The sequence below is a fragment of the Kineococcus anabasis genome, assembly GCF_054590795.1.
In genome coordinates, this window is sequence record NZ_BAAIHU010000006.1 from 153,240 (window position 1) to 176,397 (window position 23,158).

Below are 23,158 nucleotides of genomic sequence, written 5' to 3' on the forward strand. Positions count from 1 at the left end.
CCGTCCTACCCCCCTGCCCGTTCGCTGAGCTCGCGCAGCGCCGTGTCGATGATCGTCTTCTCCGCCCTGCGGCGGAGGGCGCCCAGCAGCGGCAGGCGCAGGGAGACGGCCAGCTCGTAGGTGACCGCCGTCCCACCACCCGCGGCCGGCACCAGGTCCCAGGCGCCGTCCAGCGCCGTGAGCAGGGAGGACGACTCCAGGGTCCAGCGGACCCGGCCCGTCCCCGCGTCGGAGACGTCCCACGCGTAGCGCAGGACGTACTCGTCCTTCAGCACACCGGCGCCGAGCCGGAAGCGCACCCGCTGCGCGCGCCCGTCGGGGCCGAGGTCGAGGACCTCGCACTCCTGGACGGACTCCACCCAGTCGGGGTACGCGTCGAGGTCGGCGAGGACCGCCAGGACCGCGGCCGGGGCCGCCGCCAGCACGGCGGTCGACTGCGTCCGGCCCGCCATGCGTCCCGCGCCCCCCTCGTCCCGGTGCGGCGCCCTCCGCACCCGCAGCCCCTCGCGGGGCCCGGAGCAGGTTAGCGGCCCGCGGGAGGGCCGGGTGACCGGCCGGGAGCGTTCCCGGAGGACACGCCGGGCGGACGGGCGCGCCGCGGGCCCGGGCCCGCGGGGGTCAGGCGAGCAGCCCCGCGACGGTCAGGACGACGAGGAGGAGCAGCGCCAGGGCGGCGGCGCCGCCTGCGGCGATGAGGACCTGGGTGCGGCGGGTGGCGGCGGGCAGCTTCGAGCCGCCCGACTGCGCGGCGAGCTGGGCGAGCATCGCCTCGGCGGCGGCCTCGACGTCGATGTGGCCGGCGCTGCCCTCCTCCGCGCCGGGGCCGCCCTCGTCCGCGCCGGCGCCGGCGGCCGCCGCGGCCGGCACGTCGTGGGGCACGTCGGAGGGCGCGCCGGCCGGGGTTCCGGAGGGCCGGGCGGGTGGCGCGAGGACCGGCGCGAGGGCCGTCCGGGCGGGCGCTGCGGGAGCGGGCCCGGGCTCCGGGGCCAGCGAGGCGTGGCACAGGGAGCACCAGTCCTGGCCCGGGCGGACGCGGGCGTCGCACGAGGGGCAGCGCGGCTCGGCGGTGGCCGGGGCGGGGCTGCGGCGGGGCGGAGCGGCGTCGGACATGGCACTGCTCCCATCGGCAGGGCGGGCCCGCTCCTGAAGGTCCCGGGTGCGGGTTCCCGCCGGTGGGGGCCGGCGTCCCCTGCCGCGGAGCTGGTCATGACCTAACATGACAGGTCGGCGCGGGACGCGCCCGGACGCCGAGGAGGGCCGTGAGCGCGAGCAGGCACCTGACCGACGGGGTCGTGCCCAAGCACGAGCAGCTGCGCACCATCCTCGCCGACCTGGCCACCCGCGCCATGGCGCCGGGCGACATGCTGCCCAGCGAGCGGCAGCTCTGCGCCGAGTACGGCGTCAGCCGCATCACGGTCCGCGAGGCCGTCGGGCAGCTCGTCAGCGAGGGCCTGCTCACCCGCCGCCCCGGCAAGGGCACCTTCGTCGCCGCCCGCGCCGTGCGCTCGCGCCTGCACCTGGCCTCCTTCCACGAGGACATGCGGCGCATGGGCCTGGAGCCCTCCACCGAGGTGCTGGCGGTGGAGCACGAGGTGCCGCCCGCCCGCACCGCGGGGCTGCTGCGCCTCCCGGCCACGGCCCGCGCCTACCGCGTGCGCCGGCTGCGGCTGGCCGACGGGCGGCCCATGTCGGTGGACGACGCCTGGTACAGCGCCGCCCTGCTGCCCGGCCTGGACCGCCTCGACCTCACCGGTTCCGTCTACGACCTGCTCGAGCGGCACTTCGGGTGCCCGGTCGACTCCGCGGAGCAGACGGTGGGGGCGGCGCTGGCCGGGCCCGGGACCGGGCGGCTGCTGGGCATCCCGGAGACCGGCCCGGTGCTGGCCTTCGACCGGGTCGCCTCCAGCGGCGGCCGGCCCCTGGAGCACGCGCGCTCGCTCTACCGCGGGGACCGCTACGAGCTGACGATGCGCGTGGAGGAACCCGCGAGCGCGGGGCACCGGAGGGGCTGAGGCTCAGCCCGGCGCCGCGAAGGCGAGGAAGGGCTCACCGCGGCGCACCGGGCTCCCGGGCGGGCTGAGCGTCGAGGCGCTGTCCGCGGGCGACTGCAGGAGCACGACGGGGCAGGAGGCCGAGAGCCCGGCGTCGCGCACGGCCACCGCGTCGAAGGTCACCACGGGGGCGCCGGCCTCGACGTCGTCGCCCTGCTGCACGTGCAGGGTGAAACCCGCACCGCCCATCCGCACGGTGTCGATGCCCAGGTGGACGAGGACCCCGGCCCCGGAGGCACCGGCGACGACGAAGGCGTGCGGGTGGACCTTCGCCAGGCGCCCGGCGAGGGGGGCCACGACGACGACGGCGGTGTCCTCGGGCGGCTCGATCGCGGCCCCGGCACCGACGACCTGCCCGGCGAAGACGGGGTCGGGCACGTCGGCGAGGGAGGTGAGGCGGCCGTCCAGCGGCGCCAGGACGGTGAGCGCGGCCTCGCGGGTCCCGGCGCTCACAGCAGGTCCTGGATGTCCTCGGCGAGGGTGTCCGCCTCGGGGCCGACGACGACCTGGACGACGGTGCCGGCGACCAGGACGCCGTGCGCGCCGGCCCGCCTCAGCGCGGCCTCGTCGATGCGCGAGGCGTCGCCGACCTCCGTGCGCAGCCGCGTGATGCAGCCCTCGATCTCCAGGATGTTCCCCGCTCCACCGAGGCCGTCGACGATCGCGCTCGCCTTGGACATGGCACCTCCCGCAGTTCCCGTCGCCCCTGGCGACACCTCCCCCGCGGCGCCCGCGGGGGTTGTTGACAGGCCAGCCGGGCTGCGTCACGCTCCTGACTGGTCATGACAGGACGGTACCGGCAGTGACCGGTGCGGGCAACGACCGCCCGCACGTCCTCCCGACCGCAGCCCGCGCCCCCGGCGCCCTCCCTGAGCGAGGCAGGCCACCATGAGCACGAGCACCACCCCCGACGCCCCTCCCCGCACCCGCCCCGGCCTCGCCGGCGCCCAGCGCCTCGGCCGCAGCCTCATGCTGCCCATCGCCGCCCTGCCCGCGGCGGGCCTGCTGCTGCGGCTGGGCCAGGACGACCTGCTCGGCAGGTTCGAGGCCCTGCAGGAGGTGGCGGCGGTGCTCGCCGCCGCCGGCAGCGCCCTCTTCGGCAACCTGCCGCTGATCTTCGCGGTGGGCATCGCCATCGGCTTCGTGAAGAAGGCCGACGGCTCCACCGCGCTCGCCGCCGTCGTCGGCTACCTCGTCCTCGACGGCGTCCTGGAGGCCATGTCCCCGCTCGTCCTCGGCGCCGCCGCGGAGGGCACCGAGCAGGAGCTCATCGACTTCGGGGTCCTCGGCGGCATCCTGGTCGGCGTCCTCAGCGCGCAGCTGTGGCAGCGCTTCTACCGCACCAGGCTGCCCGACTACCTCGGTTTCTTCGGCGGTCGCCGGCTCGTGCCGATCCTCACCGCCCTCGCCGGCCTCGTGCTCGGCGTGGTGCTGGCCTTCGCGTACCCGGTGTTCGACCGGGGGCTGACGGCCGTCGGCGAGGCCGTCGACGACAACGCCGTGATCGGCGGCGGGGTCTTCGGCACCGTGAACCGGCTGCTCATCCCGCTGGGGCTGCACCACATCGTGAACTCCGTCGTGTGGTTCACCCTCGGGGAGCACGAGGGCGCCACCGGCGACCTGAGCCGCTTCTTCGCCGGCGACCCCACCGCGGGCGTCTTCATGACCGGCTTCTTCCCAATCATGATGTTCGCCCTGCCCGCCGCCGCCCTGGCGATCTGGCACGAGGCGCGCCCGGCGCAGCGCAAGGTCGTCGGCGGGATCATGCTCTCGACGGCGCTGACGGCGTTCCTCACCGGGATCACCGAGCCGCTGGAGTTCTCCTTCATGTTCGTGGCCTGGCCGCTGTACGTCATCCACGCCGTCCTCACCGGCACGTCGCTGGCGCTGACCAACGCCCTGGGCATCCACGACGGCTTCACGTTCTCCGCCGGGGCCATCGACTACCTCCTGAACTACGGGCAGGCCACGCGGCCGCTGTGGCTGATCCCCATCGGCCTGACCTACGCCGTCGTCTACTACGTCGTCTTCCGCGTCGTGATCCGGCGCTGGAACCTGCGCACCCCCGGCCGCGAGGAGGAGGCCGCCGCCGCCGACGACCCCACCCGCGCCGCCTGAGCCACCGCGCGAGAGCCCGCACGAGAGCCCGACGAGACCCGCACGAGAGCAGGAGCCCGCACGTGCCCACCCGCACCGTTCCCGTCCGCTCGGCCACCGGCCTGCACGCCCGGCCCGCCGCCACCTTCGCCGCGGCCGCGGCGGCCACCGGCGTGGACGTCACCGTCACCACCTCCGGCGGGGACCGCGCCGACGCCGCCAGCCTCCTGGAGGTCATGGTCCTCGGCGTCGGCCACGGCGACGTGGTCACCCTCTCCGCCGAGGGCCCCGGCGCCGACGCCGCGCTCGACGGCCTCGCCGGCCTGCTCGCCACGGACCTTGACGCATGAGCGGGCGCACCCTGCGCGGGCGGGGCGTCAGCGCCGGGACCGCCTGCGCCCCGCTGGCGCGGATGCGCCCGCCCGTGCGGACCTCCCCCGCCGACCCGCCCGGCCGCGACCCCGAGGTCGAGGCCGCCCGCGTCACCGCGGCCCTCGACGCCGTCGCCGCGGAGCTCACCGCCCGCGCGGAGCGGGCCGGCGGGGTGGCCGCGGACGTGCTGCGCACCACGGCCGCGATGGCGCAGGACCGCGCGCTGCGCGGGGCGGCGCAGCGGCGCGTGCGGGCGGGCGGGCCCACCGCGCACTCCGTCACGGGAGCCGCCGGGGAGCTGGCCGCCCGGCTGGAGGCGCTGGGCGGTGTGATGGCCGAGCGGGCGCTCGACGTGCGCGACGTCGGTGCCCGCGCCGCCGCCCACCTCCTCGGCGTCGCCCCGCCCGGGCTGCCGAGCCCCGGTCACCCCGTCGTCCTCACCGCCCGCGACCTCGCCCCCGCGGACACCGCCACCCTGCCCGGGAGCGACGTGGTGGCCCTGCTGACCGAGGAGGGCGGCCCCACCAGCCACACCGCGATCCTCGCCCGCTCCCTGGGCATCCCCGCGGTGGTGGGCTGCCCGGGGGCCGCTGCCGTCGCCGAGGGCACCACCGTGCTCCTCGACGGCTCCAGCGGCACCGTCGAGGTCGACCCGCCCCCCGGGCGCCGCCCGCCCGCGCCGGTCCCGGGTGCCGCGGCCGCGCCCGCGGCCGACCCCGGTCCGGGACGCACCCGCGACGGGGTGCCGGTGGCGCTGCTCAGCAACGTCGGCACCCTCGACGAGGCCGCGCACGCCGCCGCCACCGGCAGCGAGGGCGTCGGGCTGCTGCGCACCGAGTTCCTCTTCCTCGGCCGCCGCGAGCGCCCCTCCGTGCAGGAGCAGGCGGAGTGCTACCGCGCCGTGCTGGAGGCGTTCGGCACCCGCCGCGTCGTGGTGCGCACCCTCGACGCGGGTTCCGACAAGCCGCTGGCGTTCCTGCCCCTGGGCGCGGAGGAGAACCCCGCCCTCGGCGTGCGCGGCCTGCGCACCCGCTGCGTGCACCCGGAGGCGCTGGCCGAGCAGCTCACCGCGCTGGCGCGGGCCGCGGCCGACGCCGGCCGGGACGTGGCCGTCATGGCGCCCATGGTCTCCACCGCCGAGGAGGCCGCCGCCTTCGCCGCCCTGGCCCGCGGCGCCGGGCTGCGCGAGGTGGGGGTGATGGTCGAGGTGCCCGCCGCGGCGCTGCGGGCCGCGGACGTGCTGGCCGAGGTGGACTTCGCCAGCGTCGGCACCAACGACCTGGGCCAGTACGCGATGGCCGCCGACCGCGCCGCCGGCGCCCTCGGGGACCTGCTGGACCCCTGGCAGCCGGCGCTGCTGGACCTCGTCGCCGCCGTCGGGGACGCGGGGCGCCGCACCGGCCGGCCCGTGGGCGTCTGCGGGGAGGCGGCCGCCGACCCGCTGCTGGCCGCCGTCCTCGTCGGGCTCGGGGTCACCAGCCTGTCCACGGCCGTGCGCGCCCGCCCCGCCGTGCACGCGCAGCTCTCCCGCCTCGGCGCCGCCGACTGCGCCGCGCTGGCCGCCGCGGCCCGGGGCGCGCGCAGCGCCGCCGGCGCCCGGCAGGCGGCCTCCCGGGTGCGCGAGGAGGTCCTGGCCACCGGCTGAGGGCGGGCGCGGCGGGCGGGTGCCGGGGCGGCGGCGCACCCGCCCGCCGCGACACCCGCGACCGGTTCCGGCGACCTGCCAGCGGCGCCGCCCGGCGGCCGGTAGTGTCCGCTGCACGGTCAGCTCACCGCCGCTCGACGAGGACGGCGGGACCTTCGAGGAGGACACCGTGCGCACGACCAGCGAGGCTCCCCTCGTCCCGCTCGCCACCAGCGGCAACCTCACCGACCCCGTCGTCGAGGCCGCCCGCACCGACCCCGGGCGCGTGAGCATCCGCCGCAAGGGCCCCGGTGGCCGCTGGGTCGACGTCACCGCCAAGCAGTTCCTCGACGAGGTCACGGGGCTGGCCAAGGGCCTCGTCGCCGCCGGCGTGCGGCCCGGGGACCGCGTGGGCCTGATGTCGCGCACCCGCTACGAGTGGACCCTCACCGACGTCGCCGTCTGGTTCGCCGGCGCCGTCACCGTGCCCGTCTACGAGACGTCCTCCCCCGAGCAGATCGCCTGGATGCTGGAGGACTCCGCCGCGGTGGCCTGCATCGTGGAGAACACCACCCACGCCGGGGCGGTCGCCTCGGTGCGCGCCGGCCTGCCGCGGCTGCGCGACGTGTGGACGATCGACTCCGGCTCCCTCGACGAGCTCGCCGCCGCCGGCCGGGACATCCTGGACTCCGAGCTGGAGGAGCGCCGCCGCGCCGTCCGCCCGGACGACATGGCCACGATCATCTACACCTCCGGCACCACCGGGCGCCCCAAGGGCTGCGTGCTGCAGCACCGGCACTTCCTGGACCTGGCGCGCAACGCCGACGCCGCCATCCACGAGATCACCCAGGCGCCGAACGCCTCCACCGTGATCTTCCTGCCGCTCGCGCACGTCTTCGCGCGCTTCATCCAGGTGCTCTGCCTCACCGGGCGCATCACGATGGGGCACACGGTCGACCCGAAGGAGCTGGTCGACGACCTCGGCTCCTTCCACCCCACGTTCATCCTCGCCGTGCCCCGGGTGTTCCAGAAGGTCTACAACGGCGCCGAGCAGAAGGCCGCGGCCGGCGGGCCCGTCAAGGCGAAGATCTTCGCCGGGGCGGCCGCCACCGCCATCGCGTGGAGCCGTGCCCTGGACACCGGTGGCCCCGGGCCCCTGCTGCGCGCCCGGCACGTGCTGTTCGACCGGCTCGTCTACTCCAAGCTGCGTGCCCGCCTCGGCGGCAAGGTCGAGTACGCCGTCTCCGGGGGCGCACCCATGGGCGAGCACCTCTCGCACTTCTTCCGCGGCGTCGGCCTCACCGTCCTGGAGGGCTACGGCCTCACCGAGACCGCCGCGCCGCTGGCGGTCGGGCGCCCCAGCCGCATCCGGATCGGCACGGTCGGCCCGCCGCTGCCCGGTGTGGACGTGGCCATCGCCCCCGACGGGGAGGTCCTCGTGCGCGGCCTCAACGTCTTCGCCGAGTACCTGAACAACCCCGAGGCCACCGCCGCGGCGTTCCGCGACGGCTGGTTCCTCACCGGCGACCTCGGCGAGCTCGACGACGACGGCTTCCTGCGCATCACCGGCCGCAAGAAGGAGATCCTCGTCACCGCGGCGGGCAAGAACGTGGCGCCCGCTCCGCTGGAGGACCGCCTGCGGGCGCACCCGCTGATCTCCCAGGCCGTCGTCGTGGGCGACCAGCGGCCCTTCATCGGGTGCCTGCTGACGCTGGACCCGGAGATGCTGCCCGTGTGGGGCGCCAACAACGGCAAGCCCGGCCTCGACGTGGCCACCGCCCGGCAGGACCCCGACGTCCTCGCCGAGCTGCAGCGGGCCGTCGACGGGGCCAACACCACGGTGAGCCGCGCGGAGTCCATCAAGCGGTTCCGGGTCCTCACCGACGACCTGACCATCGAGAACGGGTTCCTCACCCCGTCGATGAAGGTGCGGCGGGAGGCCGTGATGGCCGCCTGGGGCGACGACGTCGAGGCGATGTACGGCTCGTGACCCCGCACGTCGCATGACCCCGCACGGTTCGTGACGCGGCCCGCGGACCCCGGGCCGCGGGCCCTGCCGTGGCCGCCCCTGCTCGCCGGCTGGGGCGTCCTGCTGGCGCTCGCCACCCACAGCGTCGTGCGCTACCGCTGGTGGCTGGTCGCCGGGTACGTCGCCGTGGCCGCGCTGCTCGCGGCGGCCGCCCTGACCCGGCGCCGGCCCCGGCGCGCGCTGCCGGTGCACGTGCTCGCCGCCGCGGCCCTCGGTGCCACCGCCGCCGTGCACGCGCTGGTCCCCGCGTTCTCCTACGCACCGCCCGCGACGGTGCGCCTGGTGCTGGCCGGGCTGGCCTCCGCCTCCGCCGCCGCCGCCCTGTGCTGGGCGCTGGCGCCGCGGTGGCGGGCCGGGCCGGGAGCGGCCCTCGGGATCGCGCTGGCCGCCTCCGCGCTCTCCGGCGCGGCCGTCGTCGTGGGCGACCCGCAGCCGCGCATCGACGTGTGGGTGATCCTCCAGCAGGCCGCGGACGGGCTGGCGCAGGGCCGCTCGGCCTACGAGCAGACGTGGCGCGGCTCCCCCGGCATCCAGGACGCGTTCGCGTACCTGCCGTGGACGGTGGTGCTCACCGCGCCGGGCCGGTGGCTGGCCGGGGACGTGCGCTGGGCGCTGGCCGCGCTCGTCGCGGGGTCCGCGCTGCTCCTCGCGGCCACCGGCCGCTGGCGCGGGCCGGCCCTGGCGGCGGCGTGCCTGCTGCTGCTGACCCCCGGCTCCAGCACCCTCGTGGAGCAGGCCTGGACGGAGCCCACCGTGCTCGTCGGCCTCGCCGGCTGGGCGCTGCTCGTGGCCCGCGGGCGCCCGGGCTGGGCGGTGCTCCCCCTCGCCGTGGCCGTCGCCTCCAAGCAGCACGCGGCGCTGCTGCTGCCCCTGCTGGCGGCGTGGCCCGGGTTCGGGCTGCGGCGCACCGCGGCCACCGCGGGCGCGGCCGGGGTCCTCGTGCTGCCGTGGCTGCTCGCCGGGCCGGGCGCGTTCTGGCACGACACCGTGGAGGTGATGCGGGACCTGCCGCCGCTGCGCTTCGCCGACACCGCCTACCTGCTGCTGCTGCACGAGTTCGGCGTGGCCGCGCCCCTGCCCCTCGTGGGCGGTGTGGTCCTGGCGAGCGTGGTGGCGGCGTGCTGGGCGCTGCGCCGCCGACCCGCCGGGCTGGACGGGGCGCTGCTGTGGTGCGCCGTGGTGCTGCTCGTGGCGAACCTGGTGAACAAGCAGGCGTTCTACAACCAGTACTGGCTCGTGGGTGCGCTGCTGCTCCTGGCGTGGGCGGCCTCCGGCGCCGCGTCCGCGCCCGGGTCCGCGCCCACGTCCCCGTCCGCGCCCGGGTCCACCCGCACCGCCCCGTCCGCCCTCACGGCCCCGGCTCGTCCGGATCCAGCCCGGCCAGCATCCGCTCCAGGCGTGCGACCGTCACCTCCGGGCGCCAGCGCGCGCTGACCCACTCCCGCCCGCGCAGGCCGCTGCGCCGCGCCAGGCCGGGGTCGCGCAGGTAGCCGGCCACCGCCGCCGCGACGGCCCCGGGGTCGCGGCCGTCGACGACCCGGCCGCCCTCGCCGACGAGCACGGAGTCCGGCCCGCCGCCGGAGTTCCCCGCGACCACCGGCAGCCCGCACGCGGCGGCCTCCAGGTAGCAGGTGCCCAGCGCCTCCGGCTCCAGCCCGGCCAGCCGGGTGCGGGCCGGCATGCAGAACACGTCCCCCGCGTCGTAGTGCGCCGGGGCGTCCTGCCAGGACACCGCGCCGGTGAGGACCACGCACCCGCGCAGCCCCAGGCGGTCCACGAGCCGCTCCAGGGCGGCGCGGCGCGGCCCGTCGCCGACGAGCAGGAGCGCCGCGTCCGGCACCTCGCGGCGGATCGCGGGCATCGCCCGGACGAGGACGTCCTGCCCCTTGCGGGCCACCAGGCGGGAGACGCACACCACGACGGGGCGGGTGCCGAGACCGTGGCGTCGGCGCACCTGCGCGCCCCCGCGGCCGGGGGCGAAGAGGTCCACGTCGATACCGGGCACGAGCCGGCGCATGCGCTCCCGCGCGGCGGGGGTCAGGGGCCGCTCCACCCGCGCGCGGCACCAGGCGTTGAGGTAGGTGACGACGTCGACGCCCTCCCCGATGCGCCGCAGCAGGGACCGGGAGCCCGGCAGGGTGGACCACCACACCTCGTGGCCGTGGGTGGTGGCGACGAGGTGCCGCACCCCCGCGCGGCGCAGGGCGGGCGCCATGAGGGCCAGCGGTGCCGCGGCGCCGAACCACACGCTGTCGCAGCCCTCGGCGCGGGCGGTGGCGACGACGCGCCGGGTGATGGCGGGCGTGGGCACCAGCAGCGGGGAGGGGTCGCGCACCACGGGGAAGGGCAGCGTCGCGTCGAAGGCCCGGTCCCCGCGCTGGGAGGCGGTGTGCACGACGACCCGCCCCGGGGGCAGGCGCCGGGCCACGTGCAGGACGAAGGTCTCGATGCCGCCGGCGCGCGGGGGGAAGTCGTTGGTGACGACGAGCGTCCTGCCCCGCCCGCCCGCGTGCGGTCCGCTCACGCCCAGCCCACCAGCGAGGAGCGGACCTCCGCGCGCCAGCGGGCGACGGCGGCGCCGAGGTCCTCGCCGAGGACGCGGGCGGCCGGCTCCTGCGCACCCGTGCCCGCCTGCGCGCGGGCCAGCGTGCGCTGCAGCTGCACGACGGCGGCGACGCCGTGGTGGCGGGCCAGCGACGCGCACAGCGACCAGGCCGCGGCGTAGGCCACCTGCAGGCCGGCGGCGTCCGCGCCCGGCGCGAAGTCGGCGTCGGCCGGCACCCGCGGCTCCTCCCCGGCGCGGACCCGCTCCAGCAGGGGCCGGGCCAGCTCGCGGGCGTCGAGGTCCCGGCCCTCGCGGGCGACCAGGTCCGCGCCGCCCTCCACGAGCCAGCGCGGCGCGCCGCCGGTGCCGCGCAGACCGGGACCGGCGCGGCCGGCGGCGTGCACGAGCTCGTGGGTGAGGACGACGGAGCGCCCGGTGCCGCTCAGGGCGCCGAACACCTCCGGCTGCACGACGACGCGCACGCCCGTGCCGGCCACGGAGGCGTCCCCCGCGGCGAGGGCGGCGTACGGCGCGAGGGCACCGGGTGCCAGGTCCAGCAGCCGGGCGGCCCCGGCGGCGGTGGCGGGGAGGAGGACCGTGGTGCGGCGGGGCCAGCCCGTCCCCCACGCGGCGTCGACACGGCGCGCGGCGTCGTCGCAGACCTCCGCCACGGACGCGGCGAGGCCGGCGGCGGCCGGGGCGGCGAGCACCAGGGCCCGGCCGGTGCGGTGGGTGGTGAGGGGACCGGAGTCCCACAGGCCGGTGGCGGGCCCCTCGGCGCCCGCGAGCAGCCACCTCCTCCCCCGCAGCACGGCGGTGAGCGTGGCTCCCGAGCGCACGGGCAGCTCCTCCCCCGCGAGGCGCTCGCGGACCGCGACGTCGGCGTGGACCGCGGGGGCGCCGAGCTCGCGCTCCCGCTCGCGGCCGGCCGGCCGCACGCCGAGCACCTCGGCCTCCCAGGCGCTGACGCCGACGTCCAGCAGCGCCGCGGCGGCCGCCTCCTGGGAGGCCGCGAAGAGCGGGTCGTGCCGGTCGATCCCGGCCAGGACGTCCACCGCCCGGCCCGCCACGAGCGCGCGGCCGCGGGCGGCGAGGAGCGCGCTGATGCCGTCGCGGGCACCGGCCGGCACCGGCGGCGTGCCCCGCGGTGTCGGGGTGGCCGGTGCCCCGGCGCACGCCGCGAGCCCCAGCGCACCCGCGGCGCACAGGAGCCCGCGTCTGCTCGTCGCCACGTCCGCGATCGTAGGCGGCGCCCGGCGGCCCGGCCGGGTGCCGACCGGCCGGTGCCGACCGGCCGGGTCCTGCGCCGACCGGCACGACCGGGCGGCGGGCCGGGCGCCGCGGGTCAGCCGGCCCGGCGCGAGGTCCGGCGGGGAGCGCGGGGGGCCCCCTGCCCGGGTTCGCGGGTGAGCCGCAGGGGCGGCACCAGCCCCGAACCCGCCAGGACACCGATCGCGGCCTGCTCCGCCTCGTCCAGGTCCGGCAGCGCGCTGGCGGGCCCGCCCAGCAGCACGGTGACGACGCACCCGTCGCAGGCCAGCGGCCGGGCCGTGCAGCTGTTGCAGTCGATGAGCATCCGGCACCTCCGACACCGTCGCGGGCTGCCCTCGCCCGGCAGGTCCTCCGACCAGCGGATACCACGCTAGGTGCCGGGTCCGACACGACCCCCCGCCGCGAGGTCAGCCGCGGTTCAGCCGGGCCAGCAGCGCCCGCGAGGAGACCGGGCGCGCACCCGCGGCACGCACCCCGGAGACGACCTCCCCGTCGTCGGAGACCACGACGACCGGCCGGCCGGGCGGTTCGGCGCGCACCAGCCGCCGGATCACCTCGTCGGCCGTGGTGCCCGTGGCGCTGAAGACGACCCGCACCCGCCGGGTGCTCGCCGAGGGCACCGGCCCCACGGAGTCGCTGCCGTCGAAGCAGCACGTCACCTCCGCACCGGTGCGGGCGGCGATCGCACCGAGCCCGTCCACGAGGCGGCGGCGCTGCTCCACGAGCGGGAGCTGCCCGAAGCCGAGCTTGGTGACGTTGTAGCCGTCCACCACCAGGTGCACGCGCGGCAGCGCCAGGAGGTCGTCGAGCGCGGCCGGGTCGGTGGGGGCCTGCGCCCGCGGCCCGATGGAGGCGGCCGGCGCCTCCTGCGCCACGCCCCCGGCCAGCAGCTCCTCCACGAGCAGGTCCGCGGGCGAGCGGTCCGCCGGTGGCAGCGCCAGCTCGCGGCGGAGGGAGGCGGCGGCGTCGAGGATGGTGTCGAGCAGCAGGCGCAGGCGGACCTCGTCGGCGGCCCGGGCGCGGCGCCCGGCCTGCTGGGCCGCGGCGGTGCCCTCGGCGAGCTGCTGCCCGGCGGCGTCGGCGCGGCGGCGCTCGTGCTCCAGCTGCTCCCGGGCCGAGGACAGCGCCTCCTCCGCGGCGGCGGCGGCGGCCTCGGCGGCCCGCTGCGCGGCGCGCGCCCGGTCGGCGTCGGAGCGGGAGCGCCGCTCGGCCCGGCGCGAGGCGCTGAGCTCCTCGGTGAGGGCCTCGACCCGGCCGCGCAGCCCCGCGGCCTCCTCCCGCGCCGTCGTCTCACGCTCGCGCAGGGCTCCGAGCTCGCGCTCCTGCCGCTCGGCCTGCGCGGCCGCCCGGCGGCGTGCGGTGTCCTCGGCGGCGCTGTCCAGGCCGCGGGCCAGCTGCTGCGCCCACCCCGGCGGCCGCAGCAGGTAGGCGGCGACGGCCGCCTCGACCGGGTCGGCGTCCGCAGGACCAGCAGTGGGGTCGGCGTCCGCGGGACCGGCCGCGTCCCGTCCGGGGGCCGCCCCGTCCTGCGCCCCGTCCTGCGCCCCGTCCTGCGCCCCGTCCTGCGCCCCGTCCTGCGCCCCGTCCTGCGCCCCGTCCTGCGCCCCGTCCTGCGCCCCGTCCTGCGCCTCCCCGGCGGTGAGCAGGGCGGCGGCCGTCGCGGAGCCACCCGCCGCCCACGCCCGGGCCACGGCCTCGCGGAAGGAGGCGTCGGAGGCCAGGCGGGCGGCCAGCGGCTGCGCCCCGGCGCGCGCCCGCCGGGCGGGGGCGAAGCGGCGCACCCGCCGCAGGGGCGCCGGGACGTCCGCCTCCTCCATCGCCCCCAGGGCCTCGGCGGCCACGGCGAGCAGGCGGGTGTGCACGGGCCCCTCCGGCGGCAGCGCGGGCTCCCCGGGCAGCACCTGCCCGCACCCGTGGCCGGCGGCCGCCGCCGGGCCGTGGCCCACCGGGTGGCCGCCGTCTGGTCCTGCCGGATCTCCCACTGCCGTCCCCTCGTCGTGGCACCGCCGGGCCCGGCGCCCCTGACGGGGTGGCGCGGGCCACGTGGCGCCTGGCCCGCGCTGTCCGCGCGGCCCCTTATCGTGGCGCCCCATGGGCGCCCTTCCCCAGCGCACCAGGGCCGGCGTCCCCTCGCCCGGGCGCCCTGCGGTGCCGTCCCCCGTGCACCCGGTGCAGACCAGCATCGACGACCTGGGGCGTCCCCTGCACGACGTGACCTTCGTGGTCGTCGACCTGGAGACCACCGGCGGGGCGCCCGCGGACGCCGGGATCACCGAGATCGGGGCGGTGAAGGTCCGCGGCGGGGAGATCCTCGGGGAGTTCCAGACGCTCGTGAACCCCGGGGTGGGCATCCCGGCGTTCGTGGCGCTGCTGACCGGCATCACCGACTCCATGGTCGCGGGCGCCCCCCGGCTGGCGCAGGTGCTGCCGAGCTTCCTGGAGTTCGCCTCCGGCGCCGTGCTCGTGGCGCACAACGCCGGCTACGACGTCTCGTTCCTCAAGGCGGGCTGCGCGCGCAACGGGCTGCGGTGGCCGGCGCCGGAGGTGGTGGACACCGTCCGCCTGGCGCGGCTGCTGGTGAGCCGGGACGAGGCCCCCGACCGCAAGCTCGGCACCCTCGCCCGTCTCTTCGGGGCCACGACCGTCCCCGACCACCGCGCCCTGTCCGACGCGCGCGCCACGGTGGACGTGCTGCACGCGCTGCTGGCCCGCCTCGGCGGCTCGGGTGTCACGACGCTGGAGGACCTGGCCACCTTCACCTCCCGAGTGGCGCCGGCGCGCCGCGCCAAGCGGCACCTGGCCCTGGGGCTGCCCTCGGCGCCGGGGGTGTACCTGTTCCGCGACGGCGCCGGGCGCGTCCTCTACGTCGGCACGTCGGTGGACCTGCGCACCCGCGTGCGCTCGTACTTCACGGCGTCGGAGACGCGGCCGCGGATGACGGAGATGGTGCGGCTGGCGGCCTCGGTGACGCCGGTGGTGTGCGCGACGGCGCTGGAGGCGGAGGTGCGGGAGCTGCGGCTCATCGCCGAGCACGACCCGCCGTACAACCGCCGCTCGCGCCGCCCGGAGCGCAACCCGTGGGTGAAGCTGACCGCGGAGGCGTGGCCGCGGCTGTCGGTGGTGCGCGAGGTGCGCGGCGAGGAGGGCGCGGCCTACCTGGGTCCCTTCTCCAGCCCGCGCTCGGCGGAGCTGGCGGTGGCGGCGCTGCACGAGGCGTTCCCGCTGCGCCAGTGCACCCGGCGGATCCCGCGCTCCCCCGGCCCCGACGGTCCCGCGGCGTGCGTGCTGGCCGAGATGGGCCGCTGCGGTGCGCCGTGCCTGGGGACCGCCCGCGGCGGGCAGGACGCCGCCGGCTACGCGCAGGTGGTGGCGGCGGTGCGCGCGGCGATCGCCACGGACGCGCGCGAGGCGGTGGCGGCGCTGCAGCGGCGGATGGCGCAGCTGGCCGCGCAGGAGCGCTACGAGGAGGCCGGCGAGCAGCGCGACCGGCTGGACGCGTACCTGCGGGTGGCCTCCGCCGCGCAGCGGCGCGCCCCGCTGGTGGCGTGCCCGGAGCTGGTGGCGGCACGGCGTCCCACGCCGCGGCCGGGGTGGCCGACGGGCGGGTGGGAGCTGGTGCTCGTGCGGTACGGGCGCCTGGCGGGCACCACGGTGACGCCCCTGGGCGCGGATCCGATGCCGTACGTGGAGGCGCTGCGGGCGACGGGCGAGGCGGTGCCGGTCCCGCAGCGGCCGGGCGCGGCGGCGCTGCCCGCGGAGACCGAGCGGGTGCTGGCGTGGCTGGAGCAGCCCGGGGTGCGGCTGGTGGACGTGACCGGCGCGGAGGAGGCGCCGTGGGCGAGCCCCGTGCACGGTGCCGCCGGGGCGCGCCACCGCTGGGCGGCCGGCACGGCGCCGGCGGGGCCGCAGGACCCCGCGACGGGCCCGGGGCCGGCGGCTACGCTGCCAGCGTGATCACCGCCATCGTGCAGGTCAGGACCGACCCCCGGCGCATCCCGGAGGTCGCCGCGGAGCTGGCCGAGCTGCCCGGCGTGTCGGAGGTGTACTCCGTGACCGGTGAGGTGGACCTCGTGGTGATGGTGCGCGTGCGCCGGCACGAGGAGCTCGCCGACGTCATCGCGGGCCAGGTCAACCAGGTGGAGGGGGTGCTGCACACGGTGACGAACATCGCCTTCCGCACGCACTCGCGCCACGACCTGGAGACGGCCTTCTCCCTCGGTCTCGGGGACTGACCGCCCGCCGGGCCGGCCCGGCGCTCCGGTGTGCCCGGGCCGCGCCGCTCAGGCCGCGGTGACCGCCACCCAGCGCTCCAGCACGGCGGCGGCGGCACCGGAGTCCAGCGACTCCTGCGCGCGCCGCACGCCCTCGGCGAGGTGGGCGGGCAGGTGCTCCAGGACCCCGGCCCCCTCCGCCGCACCGGGCGCCCGCACCCCGGCGGCCACCATCGCGGCGGCCGCGTTGAGGACGACGGCGTCGCGCACCGGCCCGCGCCGGCCCGCGAGGAGGTCCCGGGCCACGCCCGCGTTGTGCCGCGCGTCGTCGCCGCGCAGGTCCTCCAGCGTGCAGGGGGCCATCCCCAGCTCGGCGACGGCGTCGAGGCGGCGCTCGGCGACCCGCCCGCCCGGGGCGGTGGCCCAGATGCGGGCGGGGGAGACGGTGGTGAGCTCGTCGAGGCCGTCGTCGCTGCGGAAGACCAGGGCGCTGGTGCCGCGGCGGGCGAGGACGCCGGCCACCAGGGGCGCCATCCGCTCGAAGGCGACGCCCACGGCCGCGGCCTGCGGCTGGGCCGGGTTGGTGAGGGGGCCCAGCACGTTGAAGGCGGTGGGGATGCCCAGGGCACGGCGGGTCGGCGCCGCGTGCCGCATGGCGGGGTGGAAGACCTGGGCGAAGCAGAAGGTGATGCCGGCCTCGACGGCGACCTCCGCCACGCGCGCGGGGGGCAGGTCGAGCCGCACGCCGAGCTCCTCCAGCAGGTCCGCGGAGCCGCAGGAGGAGGACGCGGCCCGGTTGCCGTGCTTGACGACGCGGTGGCCCGCGGCGGCCAGGACCAGGGAGGCCATCGTCGAGATGTTCACCGTGCGTGCACGGTCACCGCCGGTGCCGACGAGGTCGACGGCGGGCCCGGGGACGCTGAGCGCGACGGCGTGGGAGAGCATCGCCGAGGCGAGCCCCTCCAGCTCCGCGACCGTCTCGCCCTTGGCCCGCAGCGCCACGAGGAAGCCGGCGAGCTGCACGTCCAGCGCGTCACCGGACATCACCTGGTCCATCGCCCAGCCCGTGGCGGTGGCGTCGAGGTCCTCCCCCGCAACGAGTCGGGTGATCAGCTCGGTCCAGGTGGAGCCGCCGGACCCGGTCGTCGCGGGCACGGGCGCGGGCGGGTGCGGGGAGCTGGTCATGGTGCCTTCCGGCGGCGGCGGCTCCGGCGGCGGGCGCTCACCGGCGGCGCCGAGCGTACCGACGGCGGGTCGGCGCGGGGGCGCCCGCCGGGTCCTGTGGCGAGGCTCACCGGCCGGTGCAGCGGGGCGGGCAGGTCGTTACGCAGCGCATGGGGCAATAATGACGATCGTGGCGAGCGCACAGGCAGTCCAGAGCAGCACACCGAGCCCGGCCCACGGCTCCGTCAACCGGCCCAACGTCGTGTCGGTGGGGGTGATCGTGTGGTTGTCGAGCGAGCTCATGTTCTTCGCCGGGCTCTTCGCCATGTACTTCACGATCCGCTCGGTCGCCCCGGAGATGTGGGAGACCGGACCGGCGATGCTCAACATCCCGTTCTCCAGCGTGAACACGGCCATCCTGGTGATCTCGTCGCTGTGGTGCCAGTTCGGCGTGTTCGCCGCCGAGCGCTTCCAGCCGCGGCGCACCGGCGGGCTGCTGGACTTCAAGCGCTGGGGCCTCGTGGAGTGGTTCGTCCTCACGTACATCTTCGGTGCGATCTTCGTCGCCGGGCAGGTGCTGGAGTACGCCGAGCTGATCCACGAGGGGCTGTCCATCAGCACCAACGGCTACGGCTCGGTCTTCTACCTGACGACCGGCTTCCACGGCCTCCACGTGGTGGGTGGCCTCATCGCCTTCCTGATGGTCATCGGCCGCGCCTTCGCCGCGCGCCGCTTCGGCCACCAGGAGGCGACCAGCGCGATCGTGGTCAGCTACTACTGGCACTTCGTGGACGTGGTGTGGATCGGCCTGTTCGCCGTGATCTACATCCTGAAGTGACCTCCCGCCCGCGACCAGCGCACCCGCCAGCCCAGCAACGACGGAAGCGAGCTCGACGACCGTGACCAGGACCCTCTCCGCGCTCAGCGCGCGCCGCCGCCACCCCCTGGCCGTCGTGCTGCTGATCGCACTGGCCCTGACCCTGACCGGCGGCCTGTACGCCACCCTGGCGCCGCAGCAGGCGAGGGCGCAGGCCGCGGCTCCCTCCCAGGACGACATCGCCGAGGGCGAGAAGCTGTTCCTCGCCAACTGCGCCACCTGCCACGGCCTCAACGGCGAGGGCGGTGACCCCTACGCCCTCGACGACGACGGCAACACGGGCGTCACCGGCCCCTCCCTCGTCGGGGTGGGTGCCGCCGCGGTGGACTTCCAGGTCGGCACCGGGCGCATGCCGCTGGTCATGCAGGGCCCGCAGGCGGTGCCCTCGAAGAAGATCCGCTACTCGCAGGAGCAGATCGACCAGATGGGCGCCTACATCGCCTCCCTGGGCCCCGGCCCGGCGGTCCCGGCGGAGGAGTACCTCGACACCTCCGACCTGACGGAGGAGGAGATCTCCCGCGGGTCGAACATCTTCCGGACCAACTGCGCGATGTGCCACAACTTCGCCGGTGCCGGTGGCGCGCTGACGAAGGGCAAGGAGGCGCCGAGCCTCTTCAACGTCTCCGAGCGCCACATCTACGAGGCGATGTCGACCGGCCCGCAGTCGATGCCGGTGTTCAACGACAACACGGTCTCCCCCGAGGACAAGAAGGCGATCATCGGCTTCCTGAAGTCGATCCACAGCCAGCCGGAGCCGGGCGGGCACCCCCTGGGTTACCTCGGCCCGGTGAGCGAGGGCCTGTTCGCCTGGTTCGTCGGGATCGGCCTCCTCATCGGCTGCGCGGTCTGGCTGGGGATGAAGTCCTCGTGAGCCGACCGCAGCCCCAGACGGTTCAGGTGCAGGTGGCGGAGCAGCCGCGCGCAGCGACAGGACAGGAACGATGACCCAGCAGATCCAGCCGGCGGACCAGCCGCCCAGCCCGGCGCACGGCAGCAGCACCGCGGTCAGCACCGTCTCGGGGTCGCAGGACCTCGAACGGTTCGGCGACCCGGGCCTGCCGGAGCACCGCCACCGCCTCGGTGACGTCGACCCGAAGGCCGCCAAGCGCGCCGAGCGCCAGGTGGCGAGCCTGTTCCTGCTCTCGATGATCGGCACCCTCGGGGTCATCGCCGCCATCGTCGGCATCAAGTACGAGGGCCACGGCGAGTACAAGGAACGCCTGGAGGTCGTGAGCTGGTCGACCAAGGCGATCGGCTTCGCGATGTTCCTCTCGCTGTTCTGCATCGGTGTCGGCGCCGTCCACTGGGCCAAGACGCTGCTGCCGGACGACGAGCGCATCGACTACCGCCACCGCCAGCGCGGCACGGACGCCGAGCGGGCCAAGGCGGTGGCCATCCTCAAGGAGGGCGCGGACGAGGCGGCCCTGGGCCGTCGTCCGCTCATCCGCAACACGATGATCGCCGCCCTGGCGATCTTCCCGATCCCGGCCCTGTTCTTCTTCCGGGACACCGGCCCCCTGCCCGGTGACGCGCTCTTCCGCACGTTCTGGGAGGAGGGCAAGCACCTGGTGAAGGACCCCGAGGGCGGGCGCATCCTCGCGGCCGACGTCACCCTCGGCTCGGTCGTCCACGTCATGCCCGAGGGCATCGAGGAGACCGGGGAGGACCTGCTGGCCGAGAAGGGCAAGGCCGCGGTCCTGCTCATGCGCCTGAAGCCGGAGGAGTTCTCCGCTCCGACGAACCTGGACTGGCTCGTCGACGGCATCGTGGCCTACTCGAAGATCTGCACGCACATGGGTTGCCCCGTGGCGCTGTACGAGCAGACCACGCACCACCTGCTGTGCCCGTGCCACCAGTCGACCTTCGACGTGGAGCGCGGCGCGAAGGTGGTCTTCGGACCGGCCAAGCGGCCGCTCCCCCAACTGCCGATCACCGTCGACGACGAGGGGTACCTGGTGGCCAACGGGCCATTCTCCGAGGCCGTCGGCCCGTCCTTCTGGGAGCGCGGATGAGCCCGCAGACCAAGGCGCAGGACCGTGCCGCCGCGGCCGTCGCCAACTTCGCCGACGACACCGCCGGCGCGAGCAAGATCGTCAACGGATTCGCACGCAAGGTCTTCCCGGACCACTGGTCCTTCATGCTGGGCGAGATCGCCCTCTACACCTTCGTCATCCTGCTGCTGACGGGCACGTTCCTCACGTTCTTCTACGTGCCCAGCGCCGGGGAGGTGACCTACGAGGGCATCTACGCCCCCCTGGCCGGCCAGCACGTGTCGGAGGCCTACGCCTCCTCGCTGGCGATCTCCTTCGACGTGCGCGGCGGCCTGATCATCCGCCAGGTCCACCACTGGGCGGCGCTGATCTTCGTGGCGTCCACCGTGGTCCACATGTTCCGGGTGTTCTTCACCGGCGCGTTCCGCAAGCCGCGTGAGATCAACTGGGTCATCGGCGCGATCCTCGCCATCCTCGCCGTGTTCGAGGGCTTCACCGGGTACTCCCTCCCCGACGACCTGCTCTCCGGCACGGGCATCCGCATCGCCCAGGCGATCACCCTGGCGGTGCCGGTGGTCGGCACCTACATGAGCTTCTTCCTGTTCGGGGGCGAGTTCCCGGGGCACGCGCTCATCCCGCGCTTCTACACGATCCACGTGCTGCTGCTGCCCGCGGTGATGCTGGCCCTGATCGTGGGTCACCTCATGCTCGTGGTCATCCACAAGCACACGCAGTACCCCGGCCCGGGCCGCACCAACGACAACGTCGTGGGCTTCCCGCTCTACCCGGTGTACATGGCCAAGGCCGGTGGCTTCTTCTTCATCGTCTTCGGCATCGTCGCCCTCATCTCGGCGTTCGTGTCGATCAACCCGATCTGGGCGTACGGCCCCTACGACCCCTCCCCCGTGACCGCCGGCTCCCAGCCGGACTGGTACATGGGGTGGCTGGACGGCGCGGTGCGCCTGACGCCGGGCTGGTGGGAGTTCACGCTGTGGGGCTTCACGTTCTCCATGAACGTCTTCGTCCCCACGACCGTCATCATCCTGGCCGTCATGGGCGTGCTGTGCCTGTACCCGTGGATCGAGCAGATCGCGACCGGTGACTACCGCGAGCACCACCTGCTGGACCGCCCGCGCAACCAGCCCACCCGCACCGGCCTGGGCGTGATGGCGCTGACGTTCTACGTGATCCTGATGATCAGCGGTGGGAACGACATCATCGCCCACGTGCTGAACTACAGCATCAACGACATCACGCGCGGCCTGCGCCTGCTGCTGTTCGTGCTGCCGCCGCTGGCGTTCTGGGTCACCAAGCGCATCTGCCTCGGCCTGCAGCGCCGGGACCGCGAGAAGGTCCTCCACGGCCGGGAGACCGGGCGCATCGTGCGCCTGCCGCACGGGGAGTTCATCGAGGTCCACGCTCCCCTGTCGGAGCACGAGCGCTGGCTCCTCGTCCAGCACGAGGTGCAGCGCCCGCTGGAGCTGAACGAGCGGGCGGGCTTCCGCCCCGACTCGCTCCTCGGCAAGGTCCAGCGCGGCCTGTCGCGGTTCTACTTCGACGACCGCGTCGAGCCGGTGACCCCGGCCGAGCTCGAGGCGGCGAAGCACCACCACGACGACGAGCACGTGGCGATCGACCCGTCCGAGCAGGGCAGCGCGAAGATCACGAACTCGCTGACCACCCAGGGCTGAGGCCCGCTCCCCCGGAGGCCCGGCAGGATCCTTCCTGCCGGGCCTCCGGCGCGTCCGGGCCCGCGTTTCAGCCGCTGAAGGCGACGTCCTCGACGAAAGCACCCCGCTCGTCCCGCCCGGTGCCGAGGGCCAGCCAGGCGCCCTCCTCCGCGACGGCGGTGACCGGGTGGGAGTGGTCCACGAGGCAGACGACGCCGGTGGAGGTGCGCGGCTGGGCGCCCGGGACCCTCCCGGTGGTGCAGCCCGCCTGGCCGAGGATCCCGTCCAGCAGGGACCGGTGCACCGGGTCGAGGAGGACGCGGGTCACCTCGTCGGTGGACCAGGCGCGCACCAGGTCCGCGCGCCCGGCGTCCCAGGCCCGCACGAGGCAGTGCGCGGCCTGGTCGGGGGTGGCGCCGGCCGTGCGGGTGCCGCAGCCGGCGAGCGGGGACGGTGCGCTCACCCTCGCCCCGCCGCCCGGGGTCCAGGTCACGCGCCCGTGCTGGAAGTCCGAGCGCTTGCCGCCGGGGACGTCGTACTCGTCACTGACCGGGAAACCCAGCGGCCCGGCCTCCCAGCCCGTCGCGCCCCACGCGTCGCGGATCGCGCCGCGCACCAGGTGGGCCCCCGTGGCGGGGCTCCAGTGCAGCGAGCCGCCCTCGAAGGCGCTGTAGGCGCCACCGGAGGGCAGCGTCCGGTACTCGATGCTCGAGGGGAACCCCAGAGGGCCCCCCTTCCAGCCGAGCCGCCCCCAGCGGTCGCGGATGGCGCCGTGGACCTCGTGCGCGCCGGTGGAGGGCGAGAAGTAGATCGAACCGCCCTCGAAGACCACGTAGGCGCCCCGGCCGTCCGGGGTGGGGTGCTCCGGGGTGAGCGGGAGGCCGAGGAACTCCTCGGGGCCGCCCATCATCCGGTAGTGCTCGCCGATGGCCCCGCCGAACGATGCGGGGTCCGGAGCGGTACCAGTGGACGCGGTCGCGACGGGGCTCGCGCACACGGCGCCCAGAGCGGCGCAGGCGGTGAGCAGGATCGCGAGGGCAGGGAGCGGTGGACGGCGCATGGGAGTCTCCGGTGACTGGGACGCGCGGAACGGTTGCCGGCCGCATCGCCCCGTCCGCACCGTCGCGGCGGGAGGAGAAGCAGCTACCAGGTAGACGCGCTCCCGGGCGCGCGCGTTGACACGGCGCCCGGTCCGGCGCCCCCAGAGGGCTGCGGCCCGGCCCTGCCGCGGCCAGGTGCACGGCACCGGACCCGC

Annotated in this window: 22 protein-coding genes; 12 read left to right on the top strand and 10 right to left on the bottom strand. The window is 76.5% G+C overall.

The window, feature by feature from the left end; translation table 11 throughout:
• Positions 1-5 precede the first annotated feature (5 nt).
• Both ACYQBY_RS09520 and ACYQBY_RS09525 read right to left on the bottom strand, forming a co-directional pair.
• The gene (locus tag ACYQBY_RS09520; protein ID WP_459643613.1) at positions 6-452 is read right to left on the bottom strand and encodes an SRPBCC family protein; all 447 of its coding nucleotides are present in this window, start codon (positions 450-452) and stop codon (positions 6-8) included.
• 166 nt (positions 453-618) lie between these two features.
• Positions 619-1,110, bottom strand: coding sequence for a hypothetical protein (locus tag ACYQBY_RS09525; RefSeq protein WP_459643614.1), 492 nt, complete (start codon positions 1,108-1,110; stop codon positions 619-621).
• Positions 1,111-1,259: 149 nt separating this feature from the next.
• Here ACYQBY_RS09525 and ACYQBY_RS09530 point away from each other — a divergent pair, with 149 nt between their 5' ends.
• On the top strand, positions 1,260-2,012 hold the full coding sequence (locus tag ACYQBY_RS09530; protein ID WP_459643615.1) for a GntR family transcriptional regulator: 753 nt from the start codon (positions 1,260-1,262) through the stop codon (positions 2,010-2,012).
• A gap of 3 nt (positions 2,013-2,015) precedes the next feature.
• Here ACYQBY_RS09530 and ACYQBY_RS09535 read toward each other — a convergent pair whose 3' ends face one another.
• Together ACYQBY_RS09535 and ACYQBY_RS09540 are read right to left on the bottom strand one after the other, a co-directional pair.
• Positions 2,016-2,504 carry a PTS sugar transporter subunit IIA gene (locus ACYQBY_RS09535; protein WP_459643616.1) on the bottom strand — a complete coding sequence of 163 codons (489 nt, stop codon included), beginning with the start codon at positions 2,502-2,504 and terminating at the stop codon, positions 2,016-2,018.
• Complete coding sequence (locus ACYQBY_RS09540) at positions 2,501-2,731, bottom strand: glucose PTS transporter subunit EIIB (protein WP_459643617.1); 231 nt, start codon at positions 2,729-2,731, stop codon at positions 2,501-2,503. Before ACYQBY_RS09540 ends, ACYQBY_RS09535 begins: the two co-directional genes overlap by 4 nt.
• Positions 2,732-2,939: 208 nt before the next feature.
• Between ACYQBY_RS09540 and ACYQBY_RS09545 the strand changes: the two genes are divergently transcribed.
• The 5 genes from ACYQBY_RS09545 to ACYQBY_RS09565 all read left to right on the top strand — a co-directional run bounded on the left by ACYQBY_RS09545 (position 2,940) and on the right by ACYQBY_RS09565 (position 9,607).
• Complete coding sequence (locus ACYQBY_RS09545; protein ID WP_459643618.1) at positions 2,940-4,169, top strand: PTS transporter subunit EIIC; 1,230 nt, start codon at positions 2,940-2,942, stop codon at positions 4,167-4,169.
• A gap of 62 nt (positions 4,170-4,231) precedes the next feature.
• A complete protein-coding gene (locus ACYQBY_RS09550) occupies positions 4,232-4,498 on the top strand; it encodes an HPr family phosphocarrier protein (RefSeq protein ID WP_459643619.1) in 267 nt (88 codons plus the stop codon).
• A complete protein-coding gene (locus ACYQBY_RS09555; protein WP_459643620.1) occupies positions 4,495-6,165 on the top strand; it encodes a putative PEP-binding protein in 1,671 nt (556 codons plus the stop codon). The genes ACYQBY_RS09550 and ACYQBY_RS09555 overlap by 4 nt, the downstream gene beginning before the upstream one ends.
• Before the next feature lie 169 nt (positions 6,166-6,334).
• Complete coding sequence (locus ACYQBY_RS09560) at positions 6,335-8,134, top strand: AMP-dependent synthetase/ligase (RefSeq protein WP_459643621.1); 1,800 nt, start codon at positions 6,335-6,337, stop codon at positions 8,132-8,134.
• A gap of 30 nt (positions 8,135-8,164) precedes the next feature.
• A complete protein-coding gene (locus ACYQBY_RS09565) occupies positions 8,165-9,607 on the top strand; it encodes a hypothetical protein (protein ID WP_459643622.1) in 1,443 nt (480 codons plus the stop codon).
• On the opposite strand, the gene ACYQBY_RS09570 is transcribed toward ACYQBY_RS09565, so the two are convergent.
• The 4 genes from ACYQBY_RS09570 to ACYQBY_RS09585 all read right to left on the bottom strand — a co-directional run bounded on the left by ACYQBY_RS09570 (position 9,522) and on the right by ACYQBY_RS09585 (position 13,852).
• Positions 9,522-10,697 carry a glycosyltransferase family 4 protein gene (locus tag ACYQBY_RS09570; RefSeq protein ID WP_459643623.1) on the bottom strand — a complete coding sequence of 392 codons (1,176 nt, stop codon included), beginning with the start codon at positions 10,695-10,697 and terminating at the stop codon, positions 9,522-9,524. The genes ACYQBY_RS09565 and ACYQBY_RS09570 overlap by 86 nt on opposite strands.
• Complete coding sequence (locus ACYQBY_RS09575; protein ID WP_459643624.1) at positions 10,694-11,950, bottom strand: hypothetical protein; 1,257 nt, start codon at positions 11,948-11,950, stop codon at positions 10,694-10,696. The genes ACYQBY_RS09570 and ACYQBY_RS09575 overlap by 4 nt, the downstream gene beginning before the upstream one ends.
• 113 nt (positions 11,951-12,063) lie before the next feature.
• Complete coding sequence (locus ACYQBY_RS09580) at positions 12,064-12,294, bottom strand: hypothetical protein (protein WP_459643625.1); 231 nt, start codon at positions 12,292-12,294, stop codon at positions 12,064-12,066.
• A gap of 103 nt (positions 12,295-12,397) precedes the next feature.
• On the bottom strand, positions 12,398-13,852 hold the full coding sequence (locus tag ACYQBY_RS09585; protein ID WP_459643626.1) for an NYN domain-containing protein: 1,455 nt from the start codon (positions 13,850-13,852) through the stop codon (positions 12,398-12,400).
• Positions 13,853-14,081: 229 nt separating this feature from the next.
• On the opposite strand from ACYQBY_RS09585, the gene ACYQBY_RS09590 reads away from it, so the two are divergent.
• Both ACYQBY_RS09590 and ACYQBY_RS09595 read left to right on the top strand, forming a co-directional pair.
• Positions 14,082-15,944 carry a DEDD exonuclease domain-containing protein gene (locus ACYQBY_RS09590; protein WP_459643627.1) on the top strand — a complete coding sequence of 621 codons (1,863 nt, stop codon included), beginning with the start codon at positions 14,082-14,084 and terminating at the stop codon, positions 15,942-15,944.
• Positions 15,941-16,222: an Lrp/AsnC family transcriptional regulator gene (locus tag ACYQBY_RS09595; protein ID WP_459643628.1), complete on the top strand. Its 282-nt coding sequence runs from the start codon at positions 15,941-15,943 to the stop codon at positions 16,220-16,222. The genes ACYQBY_RS09590 and ACYQBY_RS09595 overlap by 4 nt, the downstream gene beginning before the upstream one ends.
• A gap of 48 nt (positions 16,223-16,270) precedes the next feature.
• Here ACYQBY_RS09595 and trpD read toward each other — a convergent pair whose 3' ends face one another.
• On the bottom strand, positions 16,271-17,386 hold the full coding sequence (gene trpD, locus ACYQBY_RS09600) for an anthranilate phosphoribosyltransferase (protein ID WP_459643629.1): 1,116 nt from the start codon (positions 17,384-17,386) through the stop codon (positions 16,271-16,273).
• A gap of 160 nt (positions 17,387-17,546) precedes the next feature.
• Between trpD and ctaE the strand changes: the two genes are divergently transcribed.
• The 4 genes from ctaE (at position 17,547) to qcrB (ending at position 21,924) form a co-directional block, all read left to right on the top strand.
• Positions 17,547-18,203, top strand: a complete 657-nt coding sequence (ctaE, locus tag ACYQBY_RS09605) for an aa3-type cytochrome oxidase subunit III (protein WP_459643630.1) — start codon at positions 17,547-17,549, stop codon at positions 18,201-18,203.
• Positions 18,204-18,264: 61 nt separating this feature from the next.
• Positions 18,265-19,113, top strand: coding sequence for a cytochrome bc1 complex diheme cytochrome c subunit (gene qcrC, locus ACYQBY_RS09610; RefSeq protein ID WP_459643631.1), 849 nt, complete (start codon positions 18,265-18,267; stop codon positions 19,111-19,113).
• 70 nt (positions 19,114-19,183) lie between these two features.
• Positions 19,184-20,254, top strand: coding sequence for a cytochrome bc1 complex Rieske iron-sulfur subunit (gene qcrA / locus ACYQBY_RS09615; RefSeq protein ID WP_459643632.1), 1,071 nt, complete (start codon positions 19,184-19,186; stop codon positions 20,252-20,254).
• A complete protein-coding gene (gene qcrB, locus ACYQBY_RS09620; RefSeq protein WP_459643633.1) occupies positions 20,251-21,924 on the top strand; it encodes a cytochrome bc1 complex cytochrome b subunit in 1,674 nt (557 codons plus the stop codon). Before qcrA ends, qcrB begins: the two co-directional genes overlap by 4 nt.
• 67 nt (positions 21,925-21,991) lie before the next feature.
• Here qcrB and ACYQBY_RS09625 read toward each other — a convergent pair whose 3' ends face one another.
• Positions 21,992-22,963, bottom strand: a complete 972-nt coding sequence (locus tag ACYQBY_RS09625; RefSeq protein WP_459643634.1) for an LGFP repeat-containing protein — start codon at positions 22,961-22,963, stop codon at positions 21,992-21,994.
• Positions 22,964-23,158 lie beyond the last annotated feature (195 nt).

Excerpts from the sequence above, each read along its gene's own strand:
- ACYQBY_RS09520 (WP_459643613.1), bottom strand. The coding sequence starts at position 452 with ATGGCGGGCCGGACGCAGTCGACCGCCGTGCTGGCGGCGGCCCCGGCC.
- ACYQBY_RS09525 (WP_459643614.1), bottom strand. The coding sequence starts at position 1,110 with ATGTCCGACGCCGCTCCGCCCCGCCGCAGCCCCGCCCCGGCCACCGCC.
- ACYQBY_RS09540 (WP_459643617.1), bottom strand. The coding sequence starts at position 2,731 with ATGTCCAAGGCGAGCGCGATCGTCGACGGCCTCGGTGGAGCGGGGAAC.
- ACYQBY_RS09545 (WP_459643618.1), top strand. The coding sequence starts at position 2,940 with ATGAGCACGAGCACCACCCCCGACGCCCCTCCCCGCACCCGCCCCGGC.
- ACYQBY_RS09555 (WP_459643620.1), top strand. The coding sequence starts at position 4,495 with ATGAGCGGGCGCACCCTGCGCGGGCGGGGCGTCAGCGCCGGGACCGCC.
- ACYQBY_RS09580 (WP_459643625.1), bottom strand. The coding sequence starts at position 12,294 with ATGCTCATCGACTGCAACAGCTGCACGGCCCGGCCGCTGGCCTGCGAC.
- ACYQBY_RS09590 (WP_459643627.1), top strand. The coding sequence starts at position 14,082 with ATGGGCGCCCTTCCCCAGCGCACCAGGGCCGGCGTCCCCTCGCCCGGG.
- trpD (WP_459643629.1), bottom strand. The coding sequence starts at position 17,386 with ATGACCAGCTCCCCGCACCCGCCCGCGCCCGTGCCCGCGACGACCGGG.
- ctaE (WP_459643630.1), top strand. The coding sequence starts at position 17,547 with ATGACGATCGTGGCGAGCGCACAGGCAGTCCAGAGCAGCACACCGAGC.
- qcrA (WP_459643632.1), top strand. The coding sequence starts at position 19,184 with ATGACCCAGCAGATCCAGCCGGCGGACCAGCCGCCCAGCCCGGCGCAC.
- qcrB (WP_459643633.1), top strand. The coding sequence starts at position 20,251 with ATGAGCCCGCAGACCAAGGCGCAGGACCGTGCCGCCGCGGCCGTCGCC.
- ACYQBY_RS09625 (WP_459643634.1), bottom strand. The coding sequence starts at position 22,963 with ATGCGCCGTCCACCGCTCCCTGCCCTCGCGATCCTGCTCACCGCCTGC.